The 20,529-nt window shown below is 41.3% G+C and carries 18 protein-coding genes and 3 tRNA genes; 20 read left to right on the forward strand and 1 reads right to left on the reverse strand.

What is annotated here, in order from left to right; translation table 11 throughout:
• Positions 1 to 300 precede the first annotated feature (300 nt).
• The 18 genes from sucA (at position 301) to MNY66_RS03940 (ending at position 17,059) form a co-directional block, all read left to right on the forward strand.
• Positions 301 to 3,108, forward strand: coding sequence for a 2-oxoglutarate dehydrogenase E1 component (sucA, locus tag MNY66_RS03855; RefSeq protein ID WP_047255737.1), 2,808 nt, complete (start codon positions 301 to 303; stop codon positions 3,106 to 3,108).
• 14 nt (positions 3,109 to 3,122) lie between these two features.
• Positions 3,123 to 4,340: a 2-oxoglutarate dehydrogenase complex dihydrolipoyllysine-residue succinyltransferase gene (gene odhB / locus MNY66_RS03860; RefSeq protein WP_241501466.1), complete on the forward strand. Its 1,218-nt coding sequence runs from the start codon at positions 3,123 to 3,125 to the stop codon at positions 4,338 to 4,340.
• A gap of 133 nt (positions 4,341 to 4,473) precedes the next feature.
• Positions 4,474 to 5,640 (forward strand): ADP-forming succinate--CoA ligase subunit beta, encoded by a 1,167-nt coding sequence (sucC, locus tag MNY66_RS03865; RefSeq protein ID WP_047255735.1) that lies wholly within the window; start codon positions 4,474 to 4,476, stop codon positions 5,638 to 5,640.
• Entirely contained in the window at positions 5,640 to 6,515 is an 876-nt protein-coding gene (gene sucD, locus MNY66_RS03870) for a succinate--CoA ligase subunit alpha (protein ID WP_047255734.1), read from the forward strand. The genes sucC and sucD overlap by 1 nt, the downstream gene beginning before the upstream one ends.
• Positions 6,516 to 7,679: 1,164 nt before the next feature.
• Positions 7,680 to 9,248, forward strand: coding sequence for a cytochrome ubiquinol oxidase subunit I (gene cydA / locus MNY66_RS03875; RefSeq protein WP_047255733.1), 1,569 nt, complete (start codon positions 7,680 to 7,682; stop codon positions 9,246 to 9,248).
• Between the two features lie 14 nt (positions 9,249 to 9,262).
• Positions 9,263 to 10,402 (forward strand): cytochrome d ubiquinol oxidase subunit II, encoded by a 1,140-nt coding sequence (cydB, locus tag MNY66_RS03880; protein WP_053909034.1) that lies wholly within the window; start codon positions 9,263 to 9,265, stop codon positions 10,400 to 10,402.
• A gap of 12 nt (positions 10,403 to 10,414) precedes the next feature.
• Positions 10,415 to 10,531, forward strand: coding sequence for a cytochrome bd-I oxidase subunit CydX (cydX, locus tag MNY66_RS03885; RefSeq protein ID WP_072057345.1), 117 nt, complete (start codon positions 10,415 to 10,417; stop codon positions 10,529 to 10,531).
• A complete protein-coding gene (gene ybgE, locus MNY66_RS03890; protein WP_047255731.1) occupies positions 10,531 to 10,818 on the forward strand; it encodes a cyd operon protein YbgE in 288 nt (95 codons plus the stop codon). Before cydX ends, ybgE begins: the two co-directional genes overlap by 1 nt.
• 131 nt (positions 10,819 to 10,949) lie before the next feature.
• Positions 10,950 to 11,345 carry a tol-pal system-associated acyl-CoA thioesterase gene (gene ybgC, locus MNY66_RS03895; RefSeq protein WP_053909033.1) on the forward strand — a complete coding sequence of 132 codons (396 nt, stop codon included), beginning with the start codon at positions 10,950 to 10,952 and terminating at the stop codon, positions 11,343 to 11,345.
• A complete protein-coding gene (gene tolQ / locus MNY66_RS03900) occupies positions 11,342 to 12,025 on the forward strand; it encodes a Tol-Pal system protein TolQ (protein ID WP_047255729.1) in 684 nt (227 codons plus the stop codon). The genes ybgC and tolQ overlap by 4 nt, the downstream gene beginning before the upstream one ends.
• 17 nt (positions 12,026 to 12,042) lie before the next feature.
• Positions 12,043 to 12,465, forward strand: coding sequence for a colicin uptake protein TolR (gene tolR / locus MNY66_RS03905; protein ID WP_047255728.1), 423 nt, complete (start codon positions 12,043 to 12,045; stop codon positions 12,463 to 12,465).
• A 38-nt stretch (positions 12,466 to 12,503) separates the two neighbouring features.
• A complete protein-coding gene (tolA, locus tag MNY66_RS03910; protein ID WP_241501467.1) occupies positions 12,504 to 13,688 on the forward strand; it encodes a cell envelope integrity protein TolA in 1,185 nt (394 codons plus the stop codon).
• A 135-nt stretch (positions 13,689 to 13,823) separates the two neighbouring features.
• On the forward strand, positions 13,824 to 15,128 hold the full coding sequence (gene tolB / locus MNY66_RS03915; RefSeq protein ID WP_047255726.1) for a Tol-Pal system beta propeller repeat protein TolB: 1,305 nt from the start codon (positions 13,824 to 13,826) through the stop codon (positions 15,126 to 15,128).
• 49 nt (positions 15,129 to 15,177) lie between these two features.
• Entirely contained in the window at positions 15,178 to 15,678 is a 501-nt protein-coding gene (gene pal, locus MNY66_RS03920) for a peptidoglycan-associated lipoprotein Pal (RefSeq protein WP_047255725.1), read from the forward strand.
• A gap of 18 nt (positions 15,679 to 15,696) precedes the next feature.
• Positions 15,697 to 16,461 carry a tol-pal system protein YbgF gene (gene ybgF / locus MNY66_RS03925; protein ID WP_047255724.1) on the forward strand — a complete coding sequence of 255 codons (765 nt, stop codon included), beginning with the start codon at positions 15,697 to 15,699 and terminating at the stop codon, positions 16,459 to 16,461.
• 217 nt (positions 16,462 to 16,678) lie between these two features.
• Positions 16,679 to 16,754: transfer RNA gene (locus tag MNY66_RS03930), tRNA-Lys, on the forward strand.
• 71 nt (positions 16,755 to 16,825) lie between these two features.
• Positions 16,826 to 16,901, forward strand: a tRNA-Lys gene (locus tag MNY66_RS03935).
• Positions 16,902 to 16,983: 82 nt separating this feature from the next.
• A tRNA-Lys gene (locus MNY66_RS03940) sits at positions 16,984 to 17,059 on the forward strand.
• 510 nt (positions 17,060 to 17,569) lie between these two features.
• Here MNY66_RS03940 and MNY66_RS03945 read toward each other — a convergent pair.
• Entirely contained in the window at positions 17,570 to 18,433 is an 864-nt protein-coding gene (locus tag MNY66_RS03945; RefSeq protein ID WP_047255723.1) for an aminoglycoside 6-adenylyltransferase, read from the reverse strand.
• A 192-nt stretch (positions 18,434 to 18,625) separates the two neighbouring features.
• Here MNY66_RS03945 and nadA point away from each other — a divergent pair, with 192 nt between their 5' ends.
• Positions 18,626 to 19,666 (forward strand): quinolinate synthase NadA, encoded by a 1,041-nt coding sequence (gene nadA / locus MNY66_RS03950; RefSeq protein ID WP_241501468.1) that lies wholly within the window; start codon positions 18,626 to 18,628, stop codon positions 19,664 to 19,666.
• A gap of 61 nt (positions 19,667 to 19,727) precedes the next feature.
• A complete protein-coding gene (gene pnuC, locus MNY66_RS03955) occupies positions 19,728 to 20,450 on the forward strand; it encodes a nicotinamide riboside transporter PnuC (RefSeq protein WP_047255721.1) in 723 nt (240 codons plus the stop codon).
• The last annotated feature ends 79 nt before the right edge of the window (positions 20,451 to 20,529 follow it).

Genomic DNA, 20,529 nt, shown 5'->3' on the forward strand with positions numbered 1-20,529 from the left:
GTGGTGTAATTATGAGTCTCCTGCGGTGTCATTTTTGCCGCAGGATTTAACCGAAAAATACGATGACGAAGAGCAATAAGTGCCAACTGCAAATGATGAAGATACGTGCTTAGTGAGGGACCTTTAAAAACTGCCAACAGTTCTTAAAGGTTCCTTAAAAAGGGAAATCCTCAGCAATAAGAGGACCCAAAGAGAGAACATGCACAAAGCACGTCCAGATGAACCTTTATCGACACCGCTTAATCGCGGTATTAGTTAATAACGGCGAAAACTAAAGCTTTAGTAGCTTGAGGGATCACAATGCAGAACGGCGTAATGAAGGACTGGCTGGATTCAAGTTTTCTGGCTGGCGCAAACCAGTCTTACATAGAGCAACTCTATGAAGATTATTTAACTGACCCTAATTCCGTTGATGCCGGCTGGAGAGAAATTTTCCAGCAGTTACCTGACGCAGGCTCCAACGGAGAGCAACCCCACTCACAGACGCGCGATTACTTTCGCCGCCTAGCGAAAGAATCTACCCGCTATAATACATCTGTCAGCGATCCTCAATTAGATGCAAAACAAGTTAAAGTATTGCAGCTGATTAACGCATTCCGCTTCCGTGGACACCAGAATGCGAATTTAGATCCCCTCGGATTATGGAAACAGGAACCCGTTCCTGATTTAGACCCTACTTTTCATAATCTCACCAAAGCTGATTTAGACGAAACCTTCAACGTCGGTTCTTTTGCTATTGGTAAAGAAACGATGAAATTAGGCGAGCTATACGATGCCCTGAAACGTATTTATTGCGGTTCAATTGGTGCTGAGTATATGCATATTACCAATACTGAAGAAAAACGCTGGATCCAACAACGTTTAGAATCTGTACAAGTCAGTGACATTTTCACTAAAGAAGAAAAATGTCGTTTTTTAGCCGAGTTAACCGCAGCTGAAGGATTAGAACGCTATCTGGGGGCTAAATTCCCGGGGGCCAAACGTTTCTCATTGGAAGGTGGTGATGCACTGATCCCAATGCTGAAAGATTTGATTCGTCATGCAGGAAAACAAGATACCCGTGAAGTGGTACTGGGTATGGCGCACCGTGGACGTCTAAACGTTCTGGTTAATATTTTAGGTAAAATTCCTTCAGAGCTATTTGATGAGTTTGCCGGTAAGCATAAAGATCACCTAGGTACAGGTGACGTTAAATACCATCAAGGTTTCTCTTCTGATTTCGCTACTGAAGGTGCCAAAGTTCACTTGGCGTTAGCGTTTAACCCATCTCATTTAGAGATTGTTAGCCCGGTGGTTATTGGTTCTGTTCGTGCGCGTCGTGACCGCTTAGATGAAGCTCGTAGCAATATGGTCTTGCCAATTACTATTCATGGTGATGCGGCGGTGACAGGCCAAGGCGTAGTTCAAGAGACGTTAAATATGTCTCAAGCGCGAGGCTATGAAGTTGGCGGTACTGTTCGTATCGTGATCAATAACCAGATTGGATTTACAACGTCTAACCCGAAAGATGCACGTTCAGCCGAATATTGTACCGATGTAGTGAAAATGGTGCAGGCACCAATTTTCCACGTTAATGCGGATGATCCTGAAGCTGTCGCATTTGTGACTCGTTTGGCATTAGATTTCCGTAATACCTTTAAACGCGATGTGATGATTGATTTGGTTTGCTACCGCCGCCATGGTCATAACGAAGCTGATGAGCCAAGTGCAACGCAGCCAGTAATGTATCAAAAAATCAAGAAACACCCGACACCGCGTAAAATCTATGCGGATAAATTAATCGAGCAAAATATCGTTACGGCGAATGATGTCACAGAAATGGTTAACGTTTATCGTGATGCATTAGATCGTGGTGATTGTGTGGTTGAAGAATGGCGTCCAATGGGGCTGAATGCTTACACTTGGGAACCGTATCTTAATCACGATTGGGATCAAGATTATAAAGCTCAGTTCGATTTAAAACGACTGCAAGAACTCGGTACTAAACTGAGCACTATTCCAGAAGAAGTGGTCATGCAGTCTCGGGTTGAGAAGATTTATAACGACCGTGCTGAAATGGCCAAAGGTGAGAAGTTATTAGACTGGGGCGCGGCTGAAACTTTAGCGTATGCAACCTTAGTTGATGAAGGCATTCCTATCCGTTTATCTGGTGAAGATGCTGGCCGTGGCACGTTCTTCCATCGCCATGCGGTTATCCATAATCAAACCAACGGCTCAGTTTACGTTCCATTAGCCAATATTCATAATGGTCAGGGCGTATTTAATGTCTGGGATTCCGTGCTGTCAGAAGAAGCAGTACTGGCGTTTGAATATGGCTATGCGACCACCGAGCCCCGTACATTAGCTATCTGGGAAGCTCAATTTGGTGACTTCGCCAACGTTGCTCAGGTTGTTATCGACCAGTTTATTAGCTCTGGCGAACAAAAATGGGGACGTATGTGCGGTCTGGTCATGCTGCTACCCCACGGCTATGAAGGCCAAGGTCCAGAGCACTCTTCTGCGCGATTGGAGCGTTATTTGCAATTATGTGCTGAGCAAAATATGCAAGTTTGTGTCCCGTCGACACCAGCTCAGGTTTATCACATGCTGCGCCGCCAAGCATTACGTGGAATGCGCCGTCCATTAATCGTGATGTCACCTAAATCACTGTTACGTCATCCATTAGCGGTTTCTAGCTTGGAAGAATTAGCTCACGGTAAATTCCAACCAGTCATCGATGAAATTGATCCACTGGATACGAAAAATGTGAAACGCGTTGTGATGTGTTCCGGTAAAGTTTATTACGATTTATTAGAACAACGTCGCAAAAATGCCCAAACTGACGTGGCTATTATCCGTGTGGAGCAGCTGTATCCATTCCCTCATGATGATATCCAGCAAATTTTTGCTGCATATGCACATGTTAAAGATTTCGTTTGGTGCCAAGAAGAACCATTAAATCAAGGTGCTTGGTACTGTAGCCAACATAATTTCCGTGAAGCTATCCCATGTGGGGCATCTTTACGTTATGCGGGTCGTCCTGCTTCCGCTTCCCCGGCAGTTGGATACACCTCCGTTCACCTAGAGCAGCAAAAAGCTTTAGTTGATGACGCTCTGAACATTGAATAATTAAAGGATAGAAAATGAGTAGTGTAGAAATTCTTGTTCCCGATCTTCCTGAATCCGTTGCTGATGCGTCGGTTGCCACATGGCATAAAAAACCAGGTGACAGCGTCGAACGTGATGAAGTTCTGGTTGAGATTGAAACCGATAAAGTGGTGTTAGAAGTTCCAGCTAGCGAAGCCGGGGTGCTAGAAGCAATTATTGAAGAAGAAGGCGCCACTGTTCTATCTAAACAATTGTTAGGACGTATTCGTCTTGGTGATAGCACTGGCATTCCAGCAGAAGTTAAAGATGTACAGAGTTCAACGCCTGCACAGCGTCAAACAGCAAGCCTAGAAACTGAACATAACGATGCGCTTAGCCCAGCAGTACGTCGTTTAGTCGCAGAGCATGACCTTAATCCTGCTGATATTAAAGGCAGCGGGGTCGGTGGACGATTAACTCGTGAAGATGTTGAAAAACATGTTGCTACTGCAAAATCTGTCGCGCCAGTAGCCCCGGTTTCTGCGCCTCAAGCGCCCGCGGCTCCATTAGCTCACCGCAGTGAAAAACGAGTACCAATGACACGCTTACGTAAACGTGTCGCTGAACGTCTGTTAGAAGCTAAAAATAGCACGGCTATGCTAACAACATTCAATGAAATCAATATGCAGCCAATTAAAGACCTGCGTAAGCAATACGGTGAAGCGTTCGAAAAACGTCACGGTGTTCGCTTGGGCTTTATGTCTTTCTACATTAAAGCCGCAGTTGAAGCCTTAAAACGCTATCCAGAAGTGAATGCATCTATCGATGGTACTGATGTTGTTTATCATAACTATTTTGATATCAGTATTGCGGTATCCACGCCGCGTGGTCTGGTAACTCCAGTCTTACGTGATGTTGATGCAATGAGTATGGCGGATATCGAGAAAGCGATTAAAGAACTCGCGGTGAAAGGTCGTGACGGTAAACTGACGGTTGAGGATTTAACCGGAGGTAACTTCACTATCACTAATGGTGGTGTGTTTGGCTCACTGATGTCTACGCCTATTATTAATCCACCACAAAGTGCGATTTTAGGTATGCATGCGATTAAAGATCGTCCAATGGCGGTGAATGGTAAAGTTGAAATCTTACCAATGATGTACTTAGCACTGTCTTATGACCACCGTCTGATTGATGGTCGTGAATCCGTTGGATTCTTGGTAACAATTAAAGATATGCTGGAAGATCCAGCGCGTTTATTACTGGACGTATAGCAACATAACAGGGTAGCCAAGAGCTACCCGGTCTGAAATAAAGGAGGTAATAGCGTTTTAAAGTGCGCTATTACCGTAACAACAGTAGGAGGCGTATTTGCGCCTCTTCAGACTCAATTATGGATAGAACATCATGAACTTACACGAGTATCAGGCGAAACAGTTATTTGCACGCTATGGTTTGCCAGCACCGACAGGCTATGCTTGCGATTCTGCAGAACAGGCTGTTGAAGCCGCAAAAAAAATCGGTAATGGCCCTTGGGTGATTAAATGTCAGGTTCATGCAGGTGGACGTGGTAAAGCGGGTGGCGTGAAAGTTACCAGTAATCTTGATGAGATAAAAGCATTTGCAGAAAAATGGTTAGGTCAGTATTTAGTGACTTATCAAACAGATGCGCATGGTCAGCCAGTTAATCAAGTATTGGTTGAAGAAGCGACAGATATCGCGAGAGAATTATATTTAGGTGCAGTAGTTGACCGTGGCACACGTCGTGTAGTGTTCATGGCATCGACAGAAGGTGGTGTGGAAATTGAAAAAGTGGCGGAAGAAACGCCAGAGCTTATCCACAAAGCAATTATTGATCCATTAACTGGCCCTATGCCGTATCAAGGCCGTGAGTTAGCGTTTAAATTGGGCCTTAGCGGTAAACAAGTTAGTCAATTCGCTAAAATTTTCATGGGCTTAGCAACCATGTTCTTAGAGCGTGATTTAGCGATGGCTGAAATTAACCCATTGGTAATTAATACTCAGGGCGAACTAATTTGTTTAGATGGTAAATTAGGTATTGATGGTAACGCACTGTATCGTCAAGCTGAATTGCGCGAAATGCGCGATGAATCGCAAGAAGATGCCCGCGAAGCGCAAGCAGCGCAGTGGGAGTTAAACTACGTTGCGCTTGATGGCAATATTGGTTGTATGGTTAACGGTGCAGGATTAGCGATGGGCACCATGGATATTGTTAAACTGCATGGTGGTTCTCCGGCTAACTTCCTTGATGTTGGCGGTGGTGCAACTAAAGAACGTGTGACTGAAGCATTCAAAATTATTTTGTCGGATGACAATGTAAAAGCTGTTTTTGTTAATATTTTTGGTGGGATCGTTCGTTGTGACCTGATTGCTGACGGCATTATTGGCGCGGTTGAAGAAGTGGGCGTTAGTGTTCCGGTTGTGGTACGTCTTGAAGGTAATAACGCAGAATTAGGTGCACAAAAACTGGCAGATAGTGGCTTAAATATTATTGCCGCAACCAGCTTGGCAGATGCAGCGAAACAAGCAGTAGCAGCAGCGGAGGCTAAATAATGTCTATTTTAATCGATAAAAATACTAAAGTAATTTGCCAAGGTTTCACCGGTAGCCAAGGAACTTTCCATTCAGAACAAGCGATTGCTTATGGCACGCAAATGGTTGGTGGAGTTACTCCGGGCAAAGGTGGTACTCAACATTTAGGTCTGCCAGTATTTAATACGGTTCGTGAAGCTGTCGAAGCTACAGGCGCTACTGCCTCCGTTATTTATGTGCCAGCACCATTTTGCAAAGATTCCATTTTGGAAGCTATCGACGCGGGGATTAAATTGATTATCACTATTACAGAAGGCATTCCTACGCTGGATATGCTGGTGGTTAAAGTGAAATTAGATCAAGCCGGTGTTCGTATGATAGGTCCTAACTGTCCGGGAGTTATCACTCCGGGTGAATGTAAGATTGGTATTATGCCGGGCCATATTCATTTACCGGGCAAAGTTGGGATTGTTTCGCGCTCAGGAACATTGACCTATGAAGCGGTAAAACAGACTACTGACGCAGGCTTAGGTCAATCAACTTGTGTGGGTATCGGTGGCGATCCCATCCCAGGCTCTAACTTTATTGATATTCTGAAATTATTCCAAGAAGATCCACAAACTGAAGCTATTGTTATGATAGGTGAGATTGGTGGTACGGCAGAAGAAGAAGCCGCGGCGTTTATAAAAGAACATGTGACTAAACCTGTTGTTGCTTATATCGCGGGTGTTACGGCACCTAAAGGTAAACGTATGGGCCACGCTGGCGCAATTATTGCTGGCGGTAAAGGTACAGCTGATGAGAAGTTTGCCGCTCTTGAAGCCGCAGGCGTCAAAACAGTACGCAGCCTCGCTGATATTGGCGAGGCAGTTAACTCCCTATTAGCTGCTAAATAATATTAACGTATAGTTGTTTGATAAATAATTTAATTATCAATTAATTAGAAGATTATTGAACAAGTAAGTTAAACATCAGCAAGACACTCTAAAAGCTACCTTATAGGTAGCTTTTTTATGTTTAAATTAAGTTAATAAGTGATTTTTGGTTTTAAAATACACGATTATTGATGGTTTTAATCTGTATGATTAATATTTTCATACGATAGAAAAATAACATTTAACCTACATTGAGTGTTTTATCGCATAATTAACGTGCGATTATTGTGTGTTGCAACCGTTGATCTAAGTGAGATTGCTTATTTGCTGAGATTCCTTTGATTTATATATGAAAATATGAATTTAGATTATTAATTTACATAAAATAGCATATATTTTAGGGTGAGGTAGTGAGTGGGGTGATCTCAACCAATTGAATTTATATTGTTTTTTATTTTCCGTACTAGGCGGGTTATTCAATTTATTTACTTGAGTAAAATAGTCGAATATAAAGAATTGCTATTTATAATGATATTAATAATAGTTATTAAATAGACTTTATTAAATTATTTTATTTCTTATAAACGCAACTGAAAAATAAAAAAATAATATATAAATTAGACAGTATTAATTGGATATTTTAAATATAGTGACTTGAGGTGATGATATATTTAATATTTTTATTCAATAATATTAGAGAAGAATAGATTACCTATCTTTTGTATCAATAAAAGATGAAAGTTAACTTTCTTGTGCTATTTTTTAAAATTAGAACCTAGTTTTGTTTCTGTAAATAACAGGTGGTTAACATCTAAATAACTTAAATAATGGCATAAGTCGATTAATTAACAATTATGAAAAAAATGCAGTAAATCAATTTATTAAGTGCTGGCAATATTCACCTAAATTGCTTAAATTGTTGCTAGATCAATTACTCTATTTTTTAGTCGTGGATATAAATTTTGATGTAAAGTCAGAATTCGAATCTGAGTCACGCAAAATTAGTTTATTGTATGTGAAGATAAGCGTACTATTATTAAGGTGTCTATTGAGTTTTTGGTTTGGTTAATTATTTGTTGTCATAGAGGCATTTATTGCTGGTAGTTAAGAGGTTTTCCTATTATAAAAAATTGGAAGCCGGGTTGCCGCATGTCGGTGTCTTCCTGCTAGGAGCAAGGAGTCAAGATGTTTGATATTGTCGAACTGTCACGATTACAGTTTGCCTTAACCGCAATGTATCACTTTCTGTTCGTTCCATTAACGCTAGGTATGGCGTTTTTGTTAGCGATTATGGAAACGATATATGTGCTGTCGGGCAAGCAAATATATAAAGATATGACCAAGTTCTGGGGTAAGTTATTTGGTATTAACTTTGCTCTGGGTGTTGCTACAGGTTTGACTATGGAGTTCCAATTCGGGACTAACTGGTCATATTTCTCCCATTACGTGGGTGATATCTTCGGTGCCCCTCTGGCAATCGAAGGCCTGATGGCGTTCTTCCTAGAATCAACCTTCGTAGGTCTATTCTTCTTCGGTTGGGATCGTTTAAGTAAAAAACAACATCTCGCCGTTACTTGGTTAGTTGCTTTAGGTTCTAACTTCTCTGCATTGTGGATTTTGATTGCCAATGCTTGGATGCAAAACCCTGTTGCTGCCGACTTCAATTTTGAAACTATGCGCATGGAAATGCTCAGCTTCTCTGAGCTGGTACTAAATCCAGTAGCACAGGTCAAATTTGTTCATACAGTGGCTGCTGGTTACTGTACAGGTGCAATGTTCATTCTTGGTATTAGCTCTTACTACCTGCTTAAAGGCCGTGATGTTGCGTTTGCAAAACGTTCATTTGCGGTTGCTGCAAGTTTTGGTATTGCTGCGGTATTATCCGTTATCGTACTGGGTGATGAATCTGGTTACGAAATGGGTGATGTGCAGAAAACCAAACTCGCCGCGGTTGAAGCCGAGTGGGAAACCCATGCACCGCCAGCATCATTTAATTTGATTGCTTGGCCTGATACCGAAAAAATGGAAAATAAATTTGCGATTCAGATCCCATGGTTGATGGGTATCATCGCAACGCGTTCCATCGATACCCCGGTTTTAGGTCTAAAAGACTTAATGTCTCAGCATGAAGTTCGCGTCCGTAACGGTATGGTGGCTTATGGTCAACTACAAGAATTATTAGCGGGCAATAAAGATCCAGCACTGCGTGAATCTTTTGGCGAAAACAAAAAAGACCTCGGTTATGGCCTGTTGCTGAAACGTTATACTGAAAACGTCACTGATGCGAGCGAAGCAGACATAAAAGCTGCGGCGAAAGACAGTATCCCTAATGTAGGTCCTCTGTTCTGGGCATTCCGTATCATGGTTGCTGTTGGCTTCCTGTTACTGCTCATTATTGGTCTCTCTTTCTTATCTGTTGTCCGTAACCGTATCGGTAAAAGTAAATGGCTGCTGCGTATGGCGCTATTTGGTATTCCATTACCGTGGATTGCCGTTGAAGCTGGTTGGTTTGTCGCAGAATATGGTCGTCAGCCTTGGGCAATTGGGGAAATATTACCAACTGCTGTAGCTCATTCTACTTTGACTACCACTGACCTCATCTTCTCAATGGCGCTGATCTGTGGTCTGTATACGCTGTTCTTAATTGCCGAAATGTTCTTAATGTTCAAATTTGCCCGTAAAGGACCAAGTAGTCTGAAAACTGGTCGTTACCACTTTGAACAGAAAAACACCTCTGCACAAGACGTTCAGTAAACAGGAGTCCACTTATGTTTGATTATGAAGTTCTTAGATTTGTGTGGTGGATACTGATCGGTATTTTACTGATTGGGTTTGCTGTCACAGATGGTTTTGACATGGGCGTTGGCTTTTTATTACCAATTATTGGTAAAACGGATACCGAACGCCGCATTATGATTAACTCAGTTGCGCCGCACTGGGATGGTAACCAAGTTTGGTTAATCACAGCCGGTGGTGCATTATTTGCTGCATGGCCAATGGTTTATGCTGCGGCATTCTCGGGTTTCTACATGGCCATGATTTTAGTTCTGGCTGCGTTATTCTTCCGTCCGGTAGGCTTTGACTATCGTTCGAAGTTAGAAAATCCAAAATGGCGTAACATGTGGGATTGGGGCCTGTTTATCGGTGGTTTTGTTCCTCCATTAGTTATCGGCGTTGCATTTGGTAACCTGCTATTAGGTGTTCCATTTGAAGTTAATTCACAGCTGTATTTGAATTATACCGGTAATCTATTTGGTTTATTAAACCCATATGGTCTGCTTGCAGGTGTTGTCAGCTTGATGATGATCGTTACACAGGGCGCAACCTATTTACAGATGCGTACTTCGGGTGAGTTACATTTGCGTAGCCGCAAAACAACTTACTTGACTGCATTACTCACGCTTTTAGCGTTTGGCGGGGCAGGTGTATGGTTAGTCATGGGCATCGATGGTTATGTTGTGACTTCAGTATTAGACACCAAAAGTGTTTCTAATCCGTTAAATAAAGAAGTTGCTGTTCAGGCAGGTGCTTGGTTAACTAACTTCCATAACTATCAAGCGCTGTGGGCATTACCTGCATTAGGTTTAGTGTGTCCTTTATTGACCATACTATTTACTAAAGCAGATAAAGGTGCTTTGGCATTCATAACCTCTTCATTGACGATTGCATGTATCATTTTGACTTGTGGTGTTGCGATGTTCCCATTCATCATGCCTTCAAGCATCATGCCAAATGCAAGTCTGACAATGTGGGATGCAACTTCTAGCTTGTTCACACTTCAGGTTATGACTGTTGTTGCGATTATTTTTGTTCCGATTATTTTGGCTTACACTTCTTGGTGTTATTACAAAATGTTTGGTCGTCTGGACAAAAAATTCATCGAAAGCAACAATCATTCACTGTACTAAGGAGCATAACACATGTGGTATTTTGCCTGGATACTTGGCACGCTGTTAGCATGTAGCTTTGCAGTGATAGCAGCTTTAGCGCTAGAGCATGCGGAAAGCTCAAAAGCTGCTAATGATGGCGAAGAATAATGTTGGCAGATAAATGCTACCAACTGATGGATAAGGGGCCAGTGAGGGCCCTTATCCTCATTTTAGCGCTCGTCATGGCAGGTTGTGTCATGTGGGATCCTTCCCAGTTCGCTGCGAATACGAGTTCATTTAAGATTTGGCAGGGTATTATTCTTATTTGGGCTACGTGTGCTGCTGTGATTTTTGGGGTAGGTTTTCGCCCACATAAATTGATTTGGCGAGTTATTTTTCATCCGCTCATCGCCGCAATCATCCTCATTTGGGGACTTTTCCGCTTCTTCAGTTAATCCCCTATCTATTATGGGCTACTCGGCCCATAATATTTTTTCTGTTCTTTACGTGCAAATCATTCCAATAATGCAGCGTCTTCAGTATAGTGGCACGGTTAATTAATTTAACCTAAGCTGGAGTGATTAATATGTTGTCTCGATGGCCTATTCGCATTTATTACGAAGATACTGATGCGGGTGGGGTAGTTTATCATGCACGCTATTTGGCTTTTTTTGAACGAGCCAGAACAGAAATGCTACGCGAGAAAGGTATTAATCAGCAGAGTTTATTGGCGATGAATATTGGATTTGTGGTTCGTAGTATGCAAACTGATTTTCTAGCACCCGCCAAATTAGACGATTTGTTAGAAGTTGAAACTAGCCTTATTGAGATAAAACGGGCCTCTTTAACTTTTGCTCAGCGGTTAGTTAATTCACAAGGGAAAGTACTTTGTCGGGCAGAAGCCCTTATTGCTTGTGTTGACATATCTAAAATGAAGCCTACAGCGCTTCCTAAGTCTATTGTCGCGGAGTTTAAACAGTGACTGACATGAATATCCTGGATTTATTCCTGAAAGCGGGCCTATTGGTTCAGTTCATTATGCTCATTTTAATCTGTTTTTCGATTGCATCTTGGGCGATTATTTTTCAACGGACAAAAGTATTAAATGCGGCGACTCGAGAGTCAGAAGCCTTTGAAGATAAGTTTTGGTCTGGAATTGAATTATCTCGTTTATATAAAGAAAGTCAGGCTCGCCGTGATGATCTGAGTGGTACTGAGCAGATTTTTTATTCTGGATTTAAAGAGTTTGCCCGCTTACATCAAGCGAACTTACATGCACCAGAAGCAGTAGTGACTGGGGCAACTCGAGCGATGCGTATATCAATGAATCGAGAAGTCGAGTCCTTAGAAAATAATATTCCTTTTTTAGGTACCGTGGGATCAATTAGTCCATATATTGGTTTATTTGGTACGGTATGGGGAATTATGCATGCTTTTATTGCACTAGGTTCGGTTAAACAAGCAACATTACAGATGGTCGCTCCAGGGATTGCAGAAGCATTGATTGCGACGGCTATTGGTCTGTTTGCAGCAATTCCCGCTGTTATGGCATTTAACCGACTTAACCAGCGTGTAAATAAGCTAGAACAAGGTTATGACAACTTTATGGAAGAGTTTTTGGCGATTTTACATCGTCAGGCCTTCACCTCTGATAAGAAATAAAATGGGGAGAGAAGCGAATGGCGCGCAATAGTCGCAAACGTGAGCTGAAATCCGAAATCAATATCGTTCCTCTGCTGGACGTGCTTTTGGTTCTGTTGTTAATTTTTATGGCAACTGCACCCATTATTTCACAGAGTGTAGAAGTTGATCTGCCGGAGGCAACGGACACACAAACCGTTGCAAGCACCGATAATCCACCTGTCATCCTTGAAGTCGCAGGTGTTGGACAATATAACATGCTGATTGATGGCGAACGCCTTGATTTACTGCCACCGGAACAAATTGCTGCTGAAGCAAAATCTCAGCTTGAAAAAAATCCGAAAACAGTCTTTTTGATTGGCGGTGCGAAAGAGGTTCCTTATGATGAAGTGATCAAAGCATTAAATCTTCTTCATCAAGCGGGCATTAAGTCAGTGGGTTTAATGACTCAGCCACTTTAGTGCCGGGTTAGCATTGATTCTAATTTTGGATACCAGTCGTGGGAAAGACAAAAGAGCAAAAAAATAAGTTAAGCCGCTCAGTGCTCACCTCGGTGGTTTTGCACGTCGTTTTAATTGGCTTGATCGTTATTGGCTCACTAACCTCTGTGGTTAAATTAGGTGGTGGCGGGCAGGAAGGTACTGTGATTGATGCTGTGATGGTGGATCCAGGCGCAGTCGTTGAACAATACAACCAAATGCAACAGCAACAAAACAGTGCTAAACAGGCGACACAAGAACGTAAAAAGCAAGAAGAAAAACAAGCGGCAGAATTAAGAGAACAGCAAGCGCAGGAACAAAAACGACTGCAAAAATTGGAAGAAGAACGAATCCAAGCAGAGCGGATGTCAGAAACACAGCGCAAGCAGGCTGAAGAAGCACAGAAACAAGCCGCGGCAGAAGCGGCTAAAAAAGCGCAAGAACAGCAAAAAGCGGCGGAAGAAGCCACGGCCAAAGCACAAGCTGAAAAAGAAAAATTAATTAAGCAACAAGCTGATGCTCAGGCTAAAGCTGAAGCTCAAGCCAAAAAAGAAGCTGAAGCGAATAAAGCCAAAGCCAAAGCCGAAGCTGAAGCCAAGGCAAAAGCAGAGGCTAAAGCGAAAGCCGAAGCCGATGCTAAAGCCAAAGCAAAAGCGGATGCAGAGGCTAAAGCGAAAGCCGAAGCCGATGCTAAAGCCAAGGCAAAAGCGGATGCAGAGGCTAAAGCAAAAGCCGATGCTAAAGCCAAGGCAAAAGCAGATGCAGAGGCCAAAGCGAAAGCCGATGCGAAGAAAAAATCTTCCGAGTCAGCCAAACAATCATCTGCTGTTGATGATTTATTAGGCGACTTAACCTCAAATGGACCGAGTTCAGAAGGGGGAGCTGCCGCAGCAGGGAAGGGAGGCGGCAAAAAATCAGGGGCATCAAATGCTGATGTTGATAATTATCTCGGAAAAGTAAAAGCTGCGATAGAAAGTAAGTTCTATGACTCTAATACGTTCAAAGGAAGAACTTGCGAATTTAGGATTAAATTTGCTCCAACGGGGATGTTATCGAGCATAACACCTACGAATAATCCTAATAACGATCCTGCTCTGTGTAATGCGGCTATCCGGGCAGCTAATTCGGCAAAAATACCAAAACCATTAACTAGTGTGTATGAGTCACTAAATTCGCAGGTAAATATTTTAGAATTTAAACCTTAATTTTGCTTAAGGCTGTATAATAAATTACAGTCCTTTAGCATAAATAGTTTTCACACTATCTAGTTTTGTTAGTGTTCCTTTGTTAATATTCAGCGAATTATTGCGTTTATGAATACCGCGGTAAGGGAGATAAGAATGAAGCAGGCTGTAAAACAGACTTTTAAAGTCATGATTGGATTTTTAATGTTATGGGCAACCCTTGCTCAGGCTGAAGTTCGTATTGAAATCACTGAAGGTGTCAATTCAGCACAGCCTATCGCTGTGGTGCCATTTAAATGGTCCGGTTCTGCAACGCCACCACAGGATGTGGGACAAATCATTAGCGCTGATTTACGCAATAGTGGTAAATTTAATCCGATTGAACCTAGTCGTATGCCACAACAACCAGCAACTGCGTCAGAAGTTGTTCCTGATGCATGGACAGCTCTGGGGATTAATGCCGTGGTTGTCGGGCAAATTCAACCGGCAGCAGACGGTAGCTTTATTGTAAGCTATCAGTTAGTTGATGTCGTTGGTTCACCAGGAACGGTATTATCGCAAAATCAATATAAAGTCACCCGTGATTTATTGCGTTTAGCGGCGCATACTGCGAGTGATGAAGTATTTGAAAAATTAACCGGTATTCGTGGAGCATTCCGTACACGTATCGCTTATGTGGTAAAAACCAATGGCGGTAAATATCCCTATGAATTACGTGTTTCTGATTACGATGGATATAATCAATTTACCATTCATCGTTCTCCGGAGCCTTTGATGTCACCAGCTTGGTCACCGGACGGTGATAAACTGGCGTATGTTACTTTTGAAAGTGGCAGTTCTGCACTGGTTATTAGAACGTTATCAACCACCGCTGTACGTCAGGTTGCTTCATTCCCACGTCATAACGGTGCACCATCGTTCTCTCCAGATGGTAAAAAACTGGCATTTGCTTTATCGAAAACAGGCAGTTTGAATTTATATGTTATGGATCTAGCGAGTGGTCAAATTCGTCAAGTGACTGATGGCCGTAATAATAATACTGAGCCAAGCTGGATGCCTGATAGTCAAACATTGGTTTATACCTCTGATCAGGCCGGTAGACCACAGATCTATAAAATTAATATTAATGGCGGTACGCCTGAACGTGTGACCTGGGAAGGTACACAAAATCAGGACGGTGATGTTAGCCCAGACGGTTCTTTCCTTGTTATGGTCAGTTCCGGTGGCGGTCAACAACATATCGCTAAACAGGATCTAGCAACGGGTAACGTTGAATATTTAACGAAAACGTTTCTGGATGAAACGCCAAGTATCGCACCTAACGGCACTATGGTTATTTACAGCTCATCCCAAGGCTTGGGCACTGTATTGCAGCTAGTTTCGACCGATGGGCGTTTCAAAGCGCGTCTTCCGGCAACTGATGGACAGGTAAAATTCCCTGCCTGGTCGCCGTATCTGTGATGCATAATAATAAATGTAATGTATGGCAAACTATTTAAGGATTATAAAGATGCAACTGAATAAAGTGCTCAAAGGGTTGATGTTAGCGTTACCTATCATGGCTGTTGCAGCTTGTAGCTCAAACAAAAACACTGATCAGACTGGTACAGATTCTTCTATGAATCAAACCACTAACTCTGGTCTGTCTGCAGAAGAACTGGCACGCCAGCAAATGCAAGAGCTGCAAAATGAGAACGTCGTGTATTTTGGTTTTGATAAATATAGCATCTCGCCTGAATATGCTCAGCTGTTAGACAAGCATGCAGCATTCCTGCGCACTAACCCGTCTGTTCGTATCGTTGTTGAAGGTCATGCCGATGAGCGTGGAACTCCAGAATACAACGTAGCGTTGGGCGAGCGTCGTGCAGATGCAGTTAAAAAATATCTGCAAAGCAAAGGCGTTGCAGCAGACCAAATCTCTATCGTTTCATACGGTAAAGAAAAACCAGCAGTGTTAGGTCACACTGAAGCTGACTACGCGAAAAACCGTCGCGCAGTACTGGCTTACTAATAAGAGATTTAGTATCTAATGAACAGTAACTTCAGACGTGTGGTAGTTGGTCTGTCGTTATTGGTTGGCGTAGCGGTCAATGGGACCGCTACAGCCCGCGCGCCAATCATTAATGTCGGGTCAGGATCTAACAGTGATCGCCTTTCTCAAATTGAGACAGCGGTTAACTCTCAAGGCCAATTGTTATATCAAATTCAGCAGCAGCTTTCAGATAGCCAGCGTGATATTGATATGCTCCGCGGTCAAATTCAAGAAAATCAATACAAACTGAATCAGCTAGTTGAAAACCAAAAAGATCTATACATGAAGTTAGATCAGGTGAGTGGCAGCGATACACCCGCTGCATCTGCGGATAATTCATCTTCAACAACTCCAGCTCCAGCGGTATCTAGCCAGAGTGGTAACGAAAAAGATGATTATAATCAAGCAGTACAATTAGCGATGAATAGCAAATCGAAAGCGCAAATCGATGAAGCTATAAACGCATTACAAGGTTTTATTAAGTCTTATCCTAAGTCTTCTTATCAATCAAATGCTAATTATTGGTTAGGGCAGCTTAATTACAATAAAGGTAGCAAAGATGATGCCGCATTCTACTTTGCGACTGTGGTTAAGCAGTATCCAAAATCACAAAAAAGCAGTGAATCATTGTATAAAGTCGGTTTGATTATGCAAGATAAAGGACAAACAGATAAAGCCAAAGCGGTTTATCAACAAGTTTTGAAACAGTACCCAAATAGTACTGGCGCAAAACAAGCTGAAAAGAAACTTAGCGCCCTTTAATTATTAACCCCGAAGGGAAATATCGGTTATTTTCGGGGTTAAGCGAACGATAAGTGTGCACTTAAGCATTTTTTTCAAAAAAATCATTGCACCGCCGTCAGAAATCAGTAATATAAGCCGCCGTTGAGTTAGGAACTTGTCTGTTACAGATGAGTTGTCCAAGAGTCTATTTATTAGTCTTTAATTAATATCAACAAAAAATAAAAAAGTGAAAGATGGGTCGTTAGCTCAGTTGGTAGAGCAGTTGACTTTTAATCAATTGGTCGCAGGTTCGAATCCTGCACGACCCACCATCTTATTATTTCACTTGCCGAATAATTTTTTATTCAGCGATAATTAAGATAAAATATTAATACTATAAGATGGGTCGTTAGCTCAGTTGGTAGAGCAGTTGACTTTTAATCAATTGGTCGCAGGTTCGAATCCTGCACGACCCACCATCTTATTGTTAGTAAAGTATTTAGTAAGCCATTTAGCAAGCCACAAGATAAATATTATTAATTAATATTATCAGCTTCAAATGGGTCGTTAGCTCAGTTGGTAGAGCAGTTGACTTTTAATCAATTGGTCGCAGGTTCGAATCCTGCACGACCCACCATCATTTATATCCCCACATTTTATTATCTCTCTCATTATTTTAGTCCCATTTATATAAAACCGATTATTTAATTATTTATTCCAAATCATTATTATTTTTGAATGCATTAAGCATGTGTATATCAATGCAGTAATTGACGGTTAATACTGGATGCTAGGTAAAGCCTAACTGATTTAGCTATCATGTAATGGTTAGAGTATTCCTTCTGTTGACGCTATTATTATCCAAGATATTACTCTAATTGATTTATTGGCTTATCTGCGCTCGCTGATGCGTTTTATCTACTCACAGATAGATATACCTATATTGATTAGAATTCTTGCATATACAGCCGTGTAGAGGCGTTATAATTCGACAATAATCCATTTAGTTATTGTATTAATATTTTGATAATTAATTGAATTATAAATTTTTGAACTGATACTTTAAATAATCGTTTTTAAGGTAAATTTAAGCGTTTTATTTGCCGCCCAATGACGAGAGCGGCAAAACGATAAAATAGTTTTTTAATTAAATTAACTGGTTATCTAGCAAAATATCATTCGCCAATTCGGTTATTTTTTGGCTAACTGAAGAATAATCAGGATAATTCAATGCATTTGCTACTTCTTCGCTGGCTTCAGTAAAGGTGTCTAATAATAATATTAATCCACCCGCCGCTGTATTTGCATTATTAAAGTTGAATATTTTATCCATACAGGCTAGATATCGCTTAGGCATCCATTGGTTAAAAGACTTACCTTGATACCAGCAATCTTGGTTTGGATTATCAATCGTGACTAGCCACTCTAGCATTGTCAATAATCCATTTTTCATACTGTGATCGCGTTGCCATGCTAACCAACGTTCATCACGAGTGAGCAAAATAGCCACTTGATGGGCTTCAAACCAAAAATCGGTGACTAATGCATTAAATTGCTCGGGGCTAGGTAGTAATATGCGAGGATGTTGCTCCGGTATGTATTCAGGTAATCCATTAGTAACACCGCTTTTATCTAATAAAACCCCATAACCGCGCGCGTATATTGCATCGAGTCCGGCATGTTTCATGGCGGTTAAACGTATTGGCTCCGCAAATGTAAAATCAATTTTTCGACCTTGCTCAAAAATCACTAAACAGGTTGGCCAGTCGGGTTCATTGGGCTTTTCATTAGCTAATTGTAAAGTAATTAATGGGTTACCAAATTGATTTAACCATTGAGTTGATTGTGTAAAATCATTGACTCCCTGCCCCACGAACTCAATATCTAAATCAGAATAATTATCTACCCCAGTCACTCTCGCTCGAGAACCGGTCATAATTACAGCTTCAATGCGCGGATCTAACAGAGCAAACGAAATAATACGATTTAATAATTGGGCGGTAGATTCCATATATTTATCCAGATAAGCATTTAACCCTTAAGGATACCTGTAAATGATACGGAGAGAAACAGTTGAAAATAGGAGAGACTTCTTTATTTAGATCGGGTATCTTGTTTAGTATATTAAACAAAATAGTTAAAAAACCGTCATTACTTTGCAATTCACGACCAAATTAATCTCTATACTAAACAGAGAGAAGCTATGAGCGAATTTATTGATTTTAATCAGTCTATTTATCCGTTTCCGACCAAACCTGCTGCGCTCGATAATGCAGAAAAATCATTTTATCGCCAACAAATAAAAACGCTACTTAAAAAACACAATGCTGTGATTGTGGCACATTATTATACCGATCCTGAAATTCAAGCACTGGCTGAAGAAACTGGGGGCTGTGTTGCCGATTCATTAGAGATGGCACGTTTTGGGGCTAATCATCCGGCTTCCATCTTATTAGTTGCTGGCGTGCGATTTATGGGGGAAACAGCCAAAATTCTTAGCCCACAAAAAACGATATTAATGCCAACATTAGAAGCTGAATGTTCGTTAGATTTAGGGTGCCCTTCTGACGATTTTAGGCAATTTTGTGCACAACATCCAGAACGAACCGTGGTAGTTTATGCCAATACCTCTGCGGCGGTGAAGGCTCAAGCTGATTGGGTAGTGACTTCTAGTATTGCCGTTGAATTAATTGATCATTTGGATAGTCAGGGTGAAAAAATCATTTGGGCTCCAGATCGCCATTTAGGCAATTATGTTCAGCAGCAAACAGGGGCTGATATTCTGTGTTGGCAGGGCGCCTGTATTGTTCATGATGAATTTAAAATTCAATCGTTAGCTAAAATGAAAATGTTGTATCCTGCCGCGGCATTGCTTGTTCACCCTGAATCACCGCAGGCGATAGTTGAACTTGCCGATGTTGTTGGCTCCACCAGTCAGTTGATTAAGGCTGCACAGTCACTGCCAAATCAAGAACTTATAGTGGCAACAGACAAAGGTATTTTTTACAAAATGCAACAAGCCTGTCCTGAAAAAACGTTACTTATTGCTCCAACGGCAGGGGAAGGTGCCAGTTGCCGAACTTGTGCGCATTGTCCATGGATGGCGATGAACGGTTTACAGGCGATTGCTCAGGGGTTACAAGAGATGGGGGAAAAGCATGAAGTCCATGTTGATCTTGAATTACGCCAACAAGCGTTGCGCCCGTTAATGCGGATGCTAGATTTTTCTACATCATTGAAATAATTAAAGGCTATTTAAATAAGATCAAATTAAAAATTTAATTTCAATTAGGTAAGGGGATGGTATGGATTTCTTTAGTACAGCAAATATTTGGTTATATATACCCTTAGGTCAAGAAGGGTATCAGCTGTCGTATATTGAAGCAGTTGGAACGTTAGCAGGATTATTATGTATTTGGTTAGCTAGCCAAGAAAAAATTATTAATTATTTTTTTGGTATTATTAATGTCGTGTTATTCGGTATTATTTTTTTCCAAATCCAACTGTATGCGAGTTTGTTATTACAAGTATTTTTCTTTGTAGCTAATATTTATGGTTGGTATGCATGGAGCCGAGTCGATAATCATCAACAAGTGGAATTAAAAATCCGTTGGATGAGCCTACCAAAGACCTTGATTACCTTGATAGTCTCTATTTTAGCTATTCTTTTGCTTACCTATAATATCGATCTAGTTTTTGGCGTCTTAGCCGATCTGGCGATTAAGATCCTCAATATATTGGGTGCAGATTTAAGTGTGCCGGTATTAGAGCCTGACGCATTCCCATTCTGGGATTCAGTAATGACCATACTTTCTGTGGTTGCAATGATCTTAATGACCCGTAAATATGTTGAGAACTGGCTAGTTTGGGCAGTAATCAATGTGATTAGTATTGTTATTTTCTATCAACAGGGCGTATTGGCGATGTCAGTAGAATATTTAATTCTCCTCGGTATTGCCGTTAATGGTTCTCGTTTATGGATAAAATCAGCTAAAGAAAATGGTTCTGTACCTTTAGAACGCAATTAAGATAAGCAAAACAAAGTAAAAAGGCTAAAGTAGCATTCTCGAACTTTAGCCTTTTTTATAGTTATTCCTCAATTATCTG

Origin of the sequence: Moellerella wisconsensis, from assembly GCF_022592395.1 — a bacterium.
Taxonomy (GTDB): domain Bacteria; phylum Pseudomonadota; class Gammaproteobacteria; order Enterobacterales; family Enterobacteriaceae; genus Moellerella; species Moellerella wisconsensis.